Genomic DNA, 14,040 nt, shown 5'->3' with positions numbered 1-14,040 from the left:
GCGCGTTGACCGCTTGATGGAAACCAATGCGTGCGCGCTGAAAAAAGCCTGATTTTAGGAACTGGAACGCTCCCGCGTAACCGGCAAAGCTACCTTAATGACGAGAGGCAGTCCAGCCGAGCGGGGCTGGCACTTTGCCACAACTCAAGGCATGCTAGCCGCCCTTCGGGCGTCCGGCTTATAGTGCATGTCGCGCCAGTCCAGCCAAACCGCAGGATTACAGTTTGTCCAATGTCCCTCCGTCCCTGACCCCCAGTGTACCGACAGCGGCACCTGGTTCGCCCCTGCGCGGGACTCTGAAAGGTGCGCTGGCGACACTCGTTCTGTTGTTGCTCGCACTGCTGTTCTGGCAACTGCTGGACCAACTGCGTGAGACCCGGAAAACCCAGCGGCAGTACACCATCGACTACACCGCCGACCTGGCCGCGCAAGTCAGCCAGAACATGGCGCTCAACGCGCAGATTGCCCTCAATCTGCTACCGATCGTTGAACAGCCGCAAAGTACCGACGAACAGCAGGAGCTCCTGCGCAAGCTGCAAAAATCCTTGCCGGACCTGACCAGCCTCGCCCTGCTCAGCCCCTCCGGGACCATCCTCAAGGACAGCGCCACCAATAGCGAAGACGCCGACTACTTGAGTGAACTGGTCCGGCGCAGTCATGCCCAACCTCATTACTTCAGCAATGCCATTGATGGCTCGGTGGTGCATCTACTGTTGCATCAGGTCAGCGGCAGCACTCGTGGCTACTGGGCCTTGCGCCTCAAACCAACGTTTTTTTCGTCATTGACCCGACTGAACGAGACCGATGGCCGTCCGCAGTGGCTGGTGGAGAACCGCTACAACCACCAAATCATCAGCCGCGATGAAGCACTGCCGCTGGTCAACCCGGGCACGCTGACCCAGGACGACCTGGGCAATAGCGTACTGACCGTTCCCCTGAGTAGCAGCGACTGGCAACTGCGCGGTCTGTTCGATCGCCAGCGTGTGCTCGAAGAGCTGCTGCCGGCCTTCATCGGCAAATGCCTGCTGGGCCTGGCCTTTTCCATGCTGCCGTTTATCGTCCTGCTGAACATGCGCCGACGTCAGCGCCAGTTGCATGAGGGTCGTCGGCGTTATCAGGAAATATTCGAAGGCACCGGCGTTGCGTTGTGCGTACTCGACATGTCCGGCCTCAAGAGCACCTTCGACAAGGCTCGACTGCAAGGCAATGAGCAACTGCAACCTTGGCTCGAAGATCCGCAACAACGCCTGCAGTTGCTGCTGGCGCTGCGTATTACCGAAGTCAACCAGGTGGCCTTGCAGCTGCTCAATGTCAGCACCTGCGGGCAAGCCTGGGACTTGCTGATCGACGGCAACCCGCTCGATGGCAGCGCCATCGGCAATCAAGTGCTCGAAGCGGTGTTCAACCAGCAGCAACAACTTGAGCTGGAGATCAAACTCCAGGATGCCACGGGCCGCGACCAGCACCTGTGGCTGGTGCTGCGCCTGCCGCAAAGCCCCGAAGACTATAAAGCGGTGATCCTGAGCATCACCGACATCACCAGCCGCAAGCTCATCGAGTTGTCGCTGCAGGAACGCGAAGGATTCTGGTCCGATGTGGTGCGCACCGTCCCCGATCACCTCTACGTGCAGGACGTGATCAGCCAGCGCATGATCTACAGCAACCACCATCTGGGCCAGACCCTGGGCTACAACCGCACCGAATTGCAGCAGATGGGCGAGTACTTCTGGGAAATCCTCCTGCACCCCGACGACGCCGACTACTACCACCGTTCGCGCCAGCACCAGCGGCAGGGTGGCTACAGTCAATTGATGCAATGCCAGTTGCGCTTCCGTCACCGGGACGGCGAATGGCGCCGCTTCGACATTCGTGAACAGGCGCTGGCGCGAGACAGGCACGACCAGGTGACCCGCATCATTGGCGTGGCCAAGGACGTCACCGAGCAGATCGAAGCCAGTGAGTCCCTACGCGACAGCGAACAGCGCTACCGGATGCTCGCCGAAAGCATCAGTGATGTGATTTTCTCCACCGACAACCGCATGACGCTCAACTATGTCAGCCCATCGGTGCAAGCCGTTCTGGGTTACGACGCCGAGTGGATTTTCCAGAACGGTTGGCAATCGACCATTGCCAACCCGCAGCAATTGACGGGCATCCGCAGCCTGATGGAGCGCGTCAGCAAAGCGCTTGATCAACCTGAGCAACTGGCACTGTTGCGCAGTCAGGTACAGACCCAATTGTTCCTGTTCGACTGCCTGCGGGCCGACGGGCGCAAGATACCCATCGAGCTGCGGCTGGTGCTGGTCTGGGATGAACACGGCGCATTCGAAGGCGTGCTCGGGGTGGGCCGCGACATCAGCCAGCAACGCCGCGCCGAAAAAGACCTGCGCATGGCCGCTACGGTTTTTGAACACTCGACTTCGGCGATCCTGATCACCGACCCCGCCGGCTACATTGTCCAGGCCAACGAGGCCTTCAGCCGCGTCAGCGGGTACGCGGTGGAACAGGTGCTCGACCAGTTGCCGAACATGCTGACCGTCGACGAGCAACAGGAAACCCATCTGCGCTACGTGCTCAAGCAACTGAACCAGAACAGCACCTGGGAAGGCGAAGTCTGGCTCAAGCGCCGCAATGGCGAGCACTACCCGGCGTGGGTCGGCATTACCGCGGTGCTGGACGACGAAGGCGATCTGGCCAGTTACGTCTGCTTCTTCAGCGACATCAGCGAACGCAAGGCCAGCGAGCAACGGATCCATCGCCTCGCCTATTACGACGCCCTGACGCATCTGCCCAACCGCACACTGTTCCAGGATCGCCTGCACACTGCGCTGCAAGCGGCCGACCGGCAAAAGTCCTGGGTGGTGTTGATGTTCCTTGACCTCGACCGCTTCAAGCCGATCAACGACTCCCTGGGCCACGCCGCCGGCGACCGCATGCTCAAGGAAATGGCTACCCGCCTGCTCGGTTGCGTCGACGATGACGACACCGTGGCACGCATGGGTGGCGACGAGTTCACCTTGCTCCTGCAACCGCGGGTCAACCGTGAGATCGCCTTGAACCGGGCCATTCACGTGGCGGAACAGATTCTCGCCAGTCTGGTGAAACCGTTCGTGCTCGAAGGTCGCGAGTTCTTTGTCACGGCCAGTATCGGCATCGCCCTGAGTCCGCAGGATGGCAACGAACTCAGCCAGTTGATGAAGAACGCCGACACCGCCATGTACCACGCCAAGGAGCGCGGCAAGAACAACTTCCAGTTCTATCAGGCGGACATGAACGCCAGCGCCCTGGAGCGTCTGGAACTGGAAAGCGATTTGCGCCATGCCCTGGAACAGAACGAGTTCGTGCTGTTTTATCAGCCGCAATTCAGCGGCGACGGCAAACGCCTGACCGGTGCCGAGGCTCTATTGCGCTGGCGTCATCCGCGCCGTGGTCTGGTCCCGCCGGGAGACTTCATTCCGGTGCTCGAAGAACTCGGTCTGGTCGTGGATGTGGGCGATTGGGTGATCAGCGAAGCCTGCCGCCAGCTCAAGACCTGGCATCAGGCCAAAGTGCGCGTCCCGAAGGTGTCGGTGAACATTTCGGCGCGGCAGTTCTCCGACGGCCAGCTCGGTACGCGGATCGCCACCATCCTCAAGGACACCGGCCTGCCGCCGGCGTGCCTGGAACTGGAGCTGACCGAAAGTATCCTGATGCGCGAAGTCAGCGAAGCGATGCATATTCTCGATGGCCTGAAGAACCTTGGGTTGAGTATTGCGGTTGACGACTTCGGTACGGGTTATTCATCGCTCAACTACCTCAAGCAGTTCCCGATCGATGTGCTGAAAATCGACCGCACTTTCGTCGATGGCCTGCCGTCCGGTGAACAGGACGCGCAGATCGCCCGGGCGATCATCGCCATGGCCCACAGCCTCAACCTCGCGGTCATCGCCGAGGGCGTCGAAACCCACGAGCAGCTTGATTTCCTGAGGGAGCACGGCTGTGACGAGGTTCAGGGTTATCTGTTCGGCCACCCGATGCCGGCGAACAAGTTCGAACTGCAGTTCAGCAATGATGCGCTCTTCATGTTTGACTGAGGTTTTGCAGTGAGGCGGCCGGCCTCATCGCTGGCAAGCCAGCTCCCACAGGGTCCCGCTGTGGATCAATATTCATGGCTGAAACACGGACATTGTGGGAGCTGGCTTGCCAGCGATAGGGCCTGCACAGGCGCCGCATATCAGTCATGAAGCCCACTTGTCTGCGACATGATGCCGTTTCATATGCCATCTAAAACCCGATGGGGTAGAATGCCCCCCTTTTCTGCCCCCGATCCTTGAGGACCGCCATGTTCAGCCGTGATTTGACTATTGCCAAGTACGACGCCGATCTCTTTGCCGCCATGGAGCAAGAAGCTCAGCGCCAGGAAGAGCACATTGAGCTGATCGCTTCGGAAAACTACACCAGCCCCGCGGTGATGGAAGCTCAAGGCTCGGTACTGACCAACAAGTACGCCGAAGGTTACCCGGGCAAGCGCTACTACGGTGGTTGTGAGTACGTCGACGTCGTCGAGCAACTGGCTATCGATCGCGCCAAAGAGCTGTTCGGCGCCGATTACGCCAACGTCCAGCCGCACGCCGGCTCGCAAGCCAACAGCGCCGTTTATCTGGCCCTGCTGTCGGCCGGTGACACCATCCTGGGCATGAGCCTGGCCCACGGCGGTCACTTGACCCACGGTGCCAGCGTTTCCTCTTCGGGCAAGCTGTACAACGCCATCCAGTACGGCATCGACGCCAACGGCCTGATCGACTACGACGAAGTCGAGCGCCTGGCCGTCGAGCACAAGCCGAAAATGATCGTGGCCGGCTTCTCTGCCTACTCGCAGATCCTGGACTTCCCGCGCTTCCGCGCAATCGCCGACAAGGTTGGCGCCTACCTGTTCGTCGACATGGCCCACGTGGCCGGTCTGGTCGCCGCTGGCGTCTACCCGAACCCGGTTCCGTTCGCTGACGTCGTGACCACCACCACCCACAAGACCCTGCGCGGTCCACGTGGCGGCCTGATCCTGGCTCGCGCCAACGCCGACATCGAGAAGAAGCTGAACTCCGCAGTATTCCCGGGTGCCCAGGGCGGCCCGCTGGAGCACGTGATCGCGGCTAAAGCGATTTGCTTCAAGGAAGCGCTGCAGCCTGAGTTCAAGGCTTACCAGCAACAAGTGGTGAAAAACGCCCAGGCCATGGCCAGCGTGTTCATCGAGCGCGGTTTCGACGTGGTCTCCGGCGGTACTGAAAACCACCTGTTCCTGCTGTCGCTGATCAAACAGGAAATCTCCGGTAAAGATGCCGACGCCGCTCTGGGCAAGGCATTCATCACCGTAAACAAAAACTCCGTGCCAAACGACCCACGCTCCCCGTTCGTCACTTCCGGCCTGCGCTTCGGCACTCCGGCTGTGACCACTCGCGGCTTCAAGGAAGCAGAGTGCAAGGAACTGGCCGGCTGGATCTGCGACATCCTGGCCGACCTGAACAACGAAGCGGTGATCGACGCCGTTCGTGAGAAGGTCAAGGCCATCTGCAAGAAGTTGCCGGTATACGGTGCTTAATTAGCCCCGCTAAACCGCAGCAATAAAAAAACCGGCCAGAGATGGCCGGTTTTTTTTGCTCGCGACAATTGCAGATCCTGACTATTTGACGCTACTCGGCCGCAACACGTGCAAAGCCTTCACGAATTTTCTCTTCCGGCAAATCATCGGCGATGAACACGATTACGCTTTCTCGCGCCTCATCGTTCTCCCACTCCGTGTCCCAGTCGAACCCATAAAGCTTCAGCACGCCCTGAAACACCATGCGGCGTGGTTCGCCCAGGATGTTCAGCACTCCCTTGTACCGCAGCAATTGCTTGCCATGGTCTTCCAGCAGCTCGTTCATGAATTCGCTGAGTTTGTCGATATCCAGCGGTTTGTCGGTGCGTAGCACCAAGCTGGAAATGCGGTCGACGGAGGGTGCGGTGCTGACTGGTCGCAAGCTCACACCTCCACCAAGGTCGGCATTGAGATTGAAACCACGCACGTCGAGCAGTTCGGCCAGATCGATCCTGCCGTGGTCTACCACACGAATGGGCGCGCGGCGGTTGATGCGGGTCAGGCGCTCACTCAATGCAGTGAATGTCGGCTCGTCCACCAGATCCCGCTTGCTGATTAGCAGGCGGTCGGCGAAACCGATCTGCGCCTGGGCGATGGTCTGGGTCAGGTGCGTGCCTGCGTGCGCCGCATCCACCAGGGTGATGATGCCGTCGAGGATGTAACGCTCGCGCAGCTCTTCGTCGATGAAGAAGGTTTGTGCGACCGGCGCCGGATCGGCCAGACCGGTGCACTCGATCACCAGACGGTCAAAAGCGATTTCCCCGCTGTCCAGGCGTTCGAGCAGCAGGTACAGAGCCTTTGTCAGGTCGGTGTGGATGGTGCAGCAGACGCAGCCATTGGACAGCGTCATCACTTGCACCGGCTCGTCACCCAGCAATTGGGTGTCGATACCGGCGTCACTGAATTCGTTTTCGATCACGGCGATTTTCAGGCCGTGCTCGGCTTTGAGCAGGTGGCGCAGCAAGGTGGTTTTGCCTGCGCCGAGGAAGCCGCTGAGGATCGTTACAGGGATGGGAGAGGACAAACTGGATCTCCTGTTTCGCAATAATTGGAAAGAAACACAAAACCAATGTGGGAGCGGGCTTGCCCGCGATAGCGACTTGACATTCAACATCATTGTTGACTGACAGTCCGCCATCGCGGGCAAGCCCGCTCCCACAGGGTATTGCGTCAACCTGGCTGCCGGATCAACAGCACTTCGGCCCACCCTTGCCACCGTAACGGGCTTCCTGGCGCTCGCGGAAGAACGCTTCGTAGCTCATCACCGGTTTGTCCGGGTGTTTGCTGTGCATGTGCTCGACGTAATTGTCGTAGTCGGGCATGCCGACCATCAGGCGCGCGGCCTGACCGAGGTATTTGCCGAGGCGACTCAGGTCATTGAACATGCTGCATTCCTCGATCAAGCATCCGGCAGCGCCTGGAAGGGCGATTCTTTATCCGTACGTTCTTTTTTACCCCAGGCGGCAATGCCGACCTTGAGTGCATAGAACAGGATGCTGAACACCACAAACAGGAACAGTGCGGTCAGCGTGGCGTTGGTGTAGGCGTTGAAGATCACGTGCTGCATCTGCGTGATGTCCTTGGCCGGGGCGAGGATCTGACCATTGGCCAGGGCATCGCTGTATTTTTTCGCCAGCGACAGGAAGCCGATCGCCGGGTTGGCGTCGAACAGCTTGATGAAGCCGGCAGTGGTGGTGCAAATCAGCAGCCAGACCGCTGGCAGCAAAGTCACCCAGATATAGCGTTGGCGTTTCATCTTGATCAGCACCACCGTGCCGAGCATCAGCGCGATACCGGCCAGCATCTGGTTGGAGATGCCGAACAGCGGCCACAGGGTGTTGATACCACCCAGCGGATCGATCACGCCCTGGTACAGCAGCCAACCCCACATGGCCACACAACCGGCGGTGGCGATCAGGTTGGCGGTCCAGGATTCGGTACGTTGCAGCGCCGGCACGAAAGAGCCGAGCAAGTCCTGCAGCATGAAACGTCCGGCACGGGTACCGGCGTCCACCGCGGTCAGGATGAACAGCGCCTCGAACAGGATCGCGAAGTGATACCAGAACGCCATGGTGTTTTCACCCGGCAGCACACTGTGCAGGATCTGTGCGATACCCACCGCCAGGGTCGGTGCACCACCGGCCCGGGCGAGGACGGTGGTTTCCCCGATGTTATGGGCCACCGCTTGCAGCGCCTCCGGTGTAATCGCGAAGCCCCAGTTGCTGACGGCTGTCGCCACTGCCACCACATCGCCGCCGACCACCGCCGCCGGGCTGTTCATGGCGAAGTACACGCCGGGCTCGATCACCGACGCGGCGACCATGGCCATGATGGCCACGAAGGATTCCATCAGCATGCCGCCGTAACCGATGTAACGAGCATTGGTCTCGTTATCCAGCAGCTTCGGCGTGGTGCCGGAAGAAATCAGCGCGTGGAAACCGGAGACCGCGCCACAGGCGATGGTGATGAACAGGAACGGGAACAGGCCGCCCTTCCACACCGGGCCGGTGCCGTCGACGAATTGGGTCAACGCCGGCATTTTCAGCTCGGGCATAGTGATCAGGATGCCGATCGCCAGGGCGACGATGGTGCCGATTTTCAGGAAAGTCGACAGGTAGTCACGGGGTGCCAGGATCAGCCATACCGGCAACGAGGCGGCGACAAAACCGTAACCGATCAGCATCCAGGTAATCTGCACGCCATTGAAGGTGAACGCCTTGGCCCACACCGGGTCGGCGGCAATCTGCCCGCCCAGCCAGATCGAACCCAGCAGCAGCACCACGCCGACCACGGAAATTTCACCGATGCGGCCCGGACGGATGTAGCGCATGTAAATGCCCATGAACATCGCGATCGGGATGGTCGCCATCACCGTGAAAATCCCCCACGGGCTTTCGGCCAGGGCCTTGACCACGATCAGCGCCAGCACCGCGAGGATGATGATCATGATCAGGAAGCAGCCGAACAGCGCAATGGTGCCAGGGATGCGGCCCATTTCTTCACGGACCATGTCGCCGAGCGAGCGGCCGTTGCGGCGGGTGGACATGAACAGGACCATGAAGTCCTGCACGGCACCGGCCAGCACCACGCCGGCGATCAGCCACAACGTGCCGGGCAGGTAGCCCATCTGCGCCGCCAGGACCGGACCGACCAGTGGCCCCGCGCCGGCGATGGCCGCGAAGTGGTGACCGAAAAGAATGTGTTTGTTGGTTGGGACGTAGTCCAGACCATCGTTATTGAGCACGGCGGGGGTGGCCCGTCGCGGGTCGAGTTGCATCACATTGTTAGCGATGAACAGGCTGTAGTAGCGATACGCGACCAGATAGATAGCCACGGCAGCGACCACAATCCACAAGGCGTTGATCGCCTCACCTCGGCGCAATGCCACTACCCCGAGGGCACAGGCCCCAACGATTGCCAGCACCAGCCAGGGTAAGTGGCGTAGCGGGCTATTATTATTTTTCATTTTATTATTCCAGCCAGAGTGGACAGAAAGACAACCACCCCGAGTTTAGCTCTCCTGACAACAAAGGCCATACCCCAACGTTGGTCTAGAGCCCTGTCCTGCTGGCAGGTTCTAACAAGGCGGGTCTATAGTCAGCGAACATCTAGAGGATTGCGCCATGAGCGAACACCCTGCCGATCGCCGCCGCTTCAAACGTATTGCGTTCGATGCCAAAACCGAGCTGAGCCAGGGGGCGTTCATCTGGCCGGTGAAGCTGATCGATCTGTCGCTCAAGGGGCTGCTGATCCAGCGGCCTGAACCGTGGCTGGGCAATCCGAAGCAAGATTTTTTTGTCGACATTCATCTGAGCGAAGACACCGACATCGAAATGGATGTGCAACTGGCCCATGAAGACCATGGCCAGCTCGGGTTTGTCTGCCGGCACATCAGCCTGGAGTCCATTGAGCGCCTGCGGCGATTGATTGAATTCAATCTGGGTGATCCGCAGGAGCTTGAGCGGGAGTTGGGTGCACTTATAGAGGTGTGAACGCCATCGTAGGAGCCGGCTTGCCGGCGAATAGGCCTAGAACCTTGTGGTGTTTTGCAGGCCGCTTTCGCTGGCAAGCCAGCTCCTACACAGAGGTGTGTTTATTCGAACAACGCGTCGAGCGCCTGCTCCAGCCGGGTGACCGCAATGATCTGCAACCCGGGCGGGGCTTCCTTCGGCGCATTGCCCTTAGGCACGATGGCACGCTTGAAACCGTGCTTGGCCGCTTCCTTCAGGCGCTCCTGGCCGCTTGGCACCGGGCGCACTTCGCCGGACAACCCCACTTCACCAAACACCAGCAAGTCATGGGGCAGCGGCCGGTTGCGCAAGCTGGACATCACCGCCGCCATCAATGCCAGGTCCGACGCCGTTTCCAGCACCTTTACGCCGCCGACCACGTTGAGGAACACGTCCTGATCGTGGGTGGGAATACCGCCGTGACGATGCAGCACCGCCAGCAACATCGCCAGACGATTCTGATCCAGCCCCAGCGTCACCCGACGCGGGTTGGCCAAATGGCTGTCATCCACCAATGCCTGGACTTCCACCAGCATCGGCCGTGTGCCCTCCCATGTCGCCATGACCACACTGCCGGGGACTTCTTCCTGCGCACGGGTCAGAAAAATCGCCGATGGGTTGGAGACTTCTTTCAGGCCCTTGTCAGTCATGCCGAACACACCCAATTCGTTGACCGCGCCGAAACGGTTTTTCACGGCCCGCAATAAACGCAAACGCCCGTCGGATTCGCCCTCGAAATACAGCACGGTATCGACCATGTGCTCCAGCACTCGCGGCCCGGCCAATGCACCTTCCTTGGTCACGTGGCCGACAAGGAAGATCGCCGTGCCACTCTGCTTGGCATAGCGCACCAACAAGGCCGCGCTTTCGCGCACCTGGGAAACGCCGCCCGGTGCCGATTGCAACTGCTCGGTGAAAATCGTCTGGATCGAATCTATCACCATGACCTTGGGTTTTTCCTGTCGGGCCGTGGCGATGATGGTTTCGATGCAGGTTTCGGTCATGACCCGCAGCTGGTCCTGAGGCAAGCCCAGGCGTCGGGCGCGCATGGCCACCTGTTGCTGGGATTCTTCACCGGTGACGTAGAGGGCCGGCATGCTCTTGGCCAGGTTGCACAAGGTCTGCAACAAAATGGTCGATTTGCCGATGCCGGGGTCACCGCCGATCAGCACCACGGAACCGTCGACGAGCCCCCCGCCCAATACCCGATCCAGCTCGCTGGATACGGTGGAAAAGCGCGGTATCTCTTCGACGCTGACTTCGGCCAGGGTCTTGATCTGCGCCTGTTGGCCGGCCCAACCGGTGCGCCCGCTGGGTGCCGCTGCCCCGCCGCTTTCCACCATGGTTTCGGTCAGCGTGTTCCAGGCGCCGCATTCGCCGCATTGACCGGCCCACTTCGGGAAGGTTGAGCCGCACTCGGTGCAGCCGTACATGCGCTTGGCCTTGGCCATCTGAACTCCCGGCAAAAACCGCGATGATAGCTCAGGTGAGACGGGTCGGCGCGACAGTGTTGCAGACGAGTCGTCGGTATTATCTTGTTTGGATGTCTTAATTTAGTTCATAAGTGGAAAGTTTCGAAAACCTGTACCACTGTACGGGCTGCCCCCTCAACTCCGACCCAAATAACTTGTACAAGCCTGCGACAATTACTGCTTTCACGTACAACTGAATATAAAAATGAATCCCAAACACTACTCATACTTAAACCCACCGGCCCGCTCTCGCTCAGACTTGAACTCCACGGGAACTTCAAGTGAAACTTGATTTATATTTTTGTTTATCCATTCACTCCAACCTCCTTATTTAAAAATCAAATAGTCCAAACTAAAAAAATAAACATGATCGTGAAATTATTATGCGAGTGCCTATCGCGATCGTCCTGCAGTGATGGCATTTTGTAAATTTTCCCAATGTACGGGTCGATGGCAGGCATCGTTGCAGGCAGGTGAATCGAGCAAGATGTGATTGGCTGATTTACACTGCCCTCACCAACCTCATCCGTAACAAGGAAATAACCTATGGGCGTGCTAAATGAGTTCAAGGCCTTCGCGGTCAAAGGCAATGTGGTCGACATGGCCGTCGGCATCATCATCGGCGCGGCCTTCGGCAAGATCGTTACATCGTTTGTGGGTGATGTGGTCATGCCTCCCATCGGGCTGCTGATCGGCGGGGTGGACTTCAGTGACCTGGCCATTACGCTCAAGGCCGCCAGCGGAAACGCCCCGGCGGTGGTGCTGGCGTACGGCAAGTTCATTCAGAGCATGATCGACTTCATCATCGTGGCCTTTGCAATCTTCATGGGCGTCAAGGCCATCAACCGCCTGAAGCGCGAAGAGGCTGTCGCCCCTACCCTGCCGCCAGTACCGACCAAGGAAGAAGAGCTGCTGGGTGAGATCCGTGACCTGCTCAAAGCCCAGAACAATCGACCTTGAGCGTTTGAGCGAAAAAAACGGCGCCTTGAGGGCGCCGTTTTCTTACCAGAAGTTTTCCACCGCCACCTGACCGGGTCGCCGGCTCAGGCTCAAGTGCATGTCACGCTGTTTGAGCAATTTGCGCGTGTCATCGATCATCTGCGGGTTGCCGCACAACATAACCCGCGAGTGCTCGGGTGTCATCGCCACCCCGGCAGCCCGCTCCAGCTCACCATTTTCGATCAGCGTGGTGATCCGGCCATTCAGCGCACCAGGATGTTGCTCACGAGTCACCGTGTTGATGAGCTGCAACTTGTGCGCGAATTCCGCCAGGTATTCACGCTGCCCGAGCTCCGCTATGAGCTTCTGATAGGCCAACTCCCGAGATTCGCGCACGCTGTAGACCAGGATGATCCGCTCAAACTTCTCCCACACCTCGAAGTCCTGGAGAATCGACAGAAACGGCGCCAGGCCAGTACCGGAGGATAACAACCACAGATCACGCCCCTCGGCAAAACGATCGAGCGTCAGGTAACCGAAGGCCTGGCGGTCAACCAGCAGTGTATCGCCGACGCCTAGCCGACTCAGTTCACTGGTGAACTCGCCTCCCGGCACGACAATGGAAAAGAACTCGAGAAACTCGTCAAAGGGCGACGACACCATGGAATAAGCACGCCATACGGTACTGCCATCGGCTTTTGTCACGCCCAACCGGGCAAATTGCCCTGCACGAAAACGAAAGCCCGAATCCCTGGTGGCGCGCAGGGTGAACAGGTTCGGGGTCAATGGCTGGACGTCGAGCAAACTCTGGCGAGTAAATTTCTCTTCGCTGGCAGTCATGGTGGGCTCCATTCAACAGATAACCGCAGTGTCTCGCAAAGCGAGCCCGATAAACACCGACGCTTTGTAGTGTCTTTGGCAAATACTCCGATTCTCATTACCTTGATATAAGCATTAACTGCTCAGTTCAAAATAAGATTAACACTGTCATTCAAATTAACTGCCTAGCGATGAATCACGGTTAGAACCATAAAATTTCATGAAAGACATTAATGAATTAAAAAATTCTCAACATACGTATCGGAAACATCCTACACTCCCTTTCTCGCTGATCATCTGGATCCAATCCGCGCCCTCAAGCTATCACGACTGTGGAGCCTCATGATGGAAAAATGGAAGGAGTCTCAACTTAAACAAATATCTTCTACTACCGAACTGGAGAGCGCTTACCGAATATCATTGAATTTCGTGAAAAATATCGGATTTAAATTTTTCGCCTTTTCAACGACTTGCCCAACAAAAACTGAGCACTTCCATACGGTGCGGTTCAATAATTACCCACAATACTGGAACACCGAATATGAAAAAAGGAAGTACGGATCCTTCGACCCAGTAGTGGCTCATTGCAATCAATCTATGCTACCCATTCTTTGGAGTGAAGAACTTTTCTGCGAGGTGCCATGGATTTGGGCGACACTTGAGCAGCAAGGAATACAGCATGGCTGGTCACAAGCCGTTCACGACGACGATAGCGGCTTCTGCAGTATTCTGAGCCTGGCCAGAAGCCATTGCCCGATCAGTCCGTGGGAGCTCTATGAAAACCTGGGTTTCTCCGTGTTCATTGGCCGTCACTTGCATAAGCTGGTCGTGCAAACCCTGCCCAAGGAACCGGCCAAATCGTCTACACCGCAATTATCGCCACGGGAAATCGACGTACTGAAACTGGCGGCAGCCGGCAAGACCGCTTATGAAAGCGCCCGGATTCTCAATCTCAGCGCCCGCACAATCAATTTCCATGTACAGGAAGCCATCCGCAAATTCGGGGTCAATAACAAGGTTTCTGCCGTTATCGCCGCCGTGAAGGCTGGTTATCTCAATAGCAACACGATGCGCTGAGCCGAAAAAACCTGCGAGTAATCCGATACAAAAAAACGTACTATTCGCGGTCCCATCCTGAGTGATGACGTGTGAGTTTCCCACGACGCAGTCCACTCGGACGGCCCCG

General features: G+C 58.3%; 10 protein-coding genes. 5 read left to right on the top strand and 5 right to left on the bottom strand.

Annotated elements, in window-relative coordinates; all coding sequences use genetic code 11:
- The first annotated feature begins 224 nt into the window (after positions 1-224).
- Positions 225-4,073: a sensor domain-containing protein gene (locus GPL81_RS21480; RefSeq protein ID WP_160108362.1), complete on the top strand. Its 3,849-nt coding sequence runs from the start codon at positions 225-227 to the stop codon at positions 4,071-4,073.
- A gap of 248 nt (positions 4,074-4,321) precedes the next feature.
- Positions 4,322-5,575: a serine hydroxymethyltransferase gene (glyA, locus tag GPL81_RS21475; protein WP_008022534.1), complete on the top strand. Its 1,254-nt coding sequence runs from the start codon at positions 4,322-4,324 to the stop codon at positions 5,573-5,575.
- Between the two features lie 91 nt (positions 5,576-5,666).
- On the opposite strand, the gene yjiA is transcribed toward glyA, so the two are convergent.
- The 3 genes from yjiA to GPL81_RS21460 all read right to left on the bottom strand — a co-directional run bounded on the left by yjiA (position 5,667) and on the right by GPL81_RS21460 (position 9,080).
- Positions 5,667-6,638 (bottom strand): GTPase, encoded by a 972-nt coding sequence (gene yjiA, locus GPL81_RS21470; RefSeq protein ID WP_160108361.1) that lies wholly within the window; start codon positions 6,636-6,638, stop codon positions 5,667-5,669.
- Between the two features lie 163 nt (positions 6,639-6,801).
- Positions 6,802-6,999, bottom strand: a complete 198-nt coding sequence (locus GPL81_RS21465) for a YbdD/YjiX family protein (RefSeq protein WP_096515036.1) — start codon at positions 6,997-6,999, stop codon at positions 6,802-6,804.
- Between the two features lie 14 nt (positions 7,000-7,013).
- Positions 7,014-9,080: a carbon starvation CstA family protein gene (locus tag GPL81_RS21460; RefSeq protein ID WP_160108360.1), complete on the bottom strand. Its 2,067-nt coding sequence runs from the start codon at positions 9,078-9,080 to the stop codon at positions 7,014-7,016.
- Between the two features lie 157 nt (positions 9,081-9,237).
- Between GPL81_RS21460 and GPL81_RS21455 the strand changes: the two genes are divergently transcribed.
- Positions 9,238-9,606 (top strand): PilZ domain-containing protein, encoded by a 369-nt coding sequence (locus GPL81_RS21455; RefSeq protein WP_160108359.1) that lies wholly within the window; start codon positions 9,238-9,240, stop codon positions 9,604-9,606.
- Positions 9,607-9,707: 101 nt separating this feature from the next.
- Here the strand turns inward: GPL81_RS21455 and radA are convergent, their stop codons facing one another.
- Positions 9,708-11,075: a DNA repair protein RadA gene (radA, locus tag GPL81_RS21450; protein ID WP_160108358.1), complete on the bottom strand. Its 1,368-nt coding sequence runs from the start codon at positions 11,073-11,075 to the stop codon at positions 9,708-9,710.
- Positions 11,076-11,642: 567 nt separating this feature from the next.
- Between radA and mscL the strand changes: the two genes are divergently transcribed.
- A complete protein-coding gene (mscL, locus tag GPL81_RS21445; protein ID WP_160108357.1) occupies positions 11,643-12,056 on the top strand; it encodes a large-conductance mechanosensitive channel protein MscL in 414 nt (137 codons plus the stop codon).
- 42 nt (positions 12,057-12,098) lie between these two features.
- Here the strand turns inward: mscL and GPL81_RS21440 are convergent, their stop codons facing one another.
- Positions 12,099-12,875 (bottom strand): ferredoxin--NADP reductase, encoded by a 777-nt coding sequence (locus GPL81_RS21440; RefSeq protein ID WP_160108356.1) that lies wholly within the window; start codon positions 12,873-12,875, stop codon positions 12,099-12,101.
- Between the two features lie 324 nt (positions 12,876-13,199).
- Here GPL81_RS21440 and GPL81_RS21435 point away from each other — a divergent pair, with 324 nt between their 5' ends.
- Entirely contained in the window at positions 13,200-13,931 is a 732-nt protein-coding gene (locus tag GPL81_RS21435; protein ID WP_160108355.1) for a helix-turn-helix transcriptional regulator, read from the top strand.
- The last annotated feature ends 109 nt before the right edge of the window (positions 13,932-14,040 follow it).

It is taken from the genome of Pseudomonas izuensis (genome assembly GCF_009861505.1).
In the GTDB taxonomy this organism is placed as follows: Bacteria; Pseudomonadota; Gammaproteobacteria; order Pseudomonadales; family Pseudomonadaceae; genus Aquipseudomonas; species Aquipseudomonas izuensis.
Note: the sequence above shows the minus strand (reverse complement) of the source record. Positions and strands in the feature narration are given on the sequence as shown.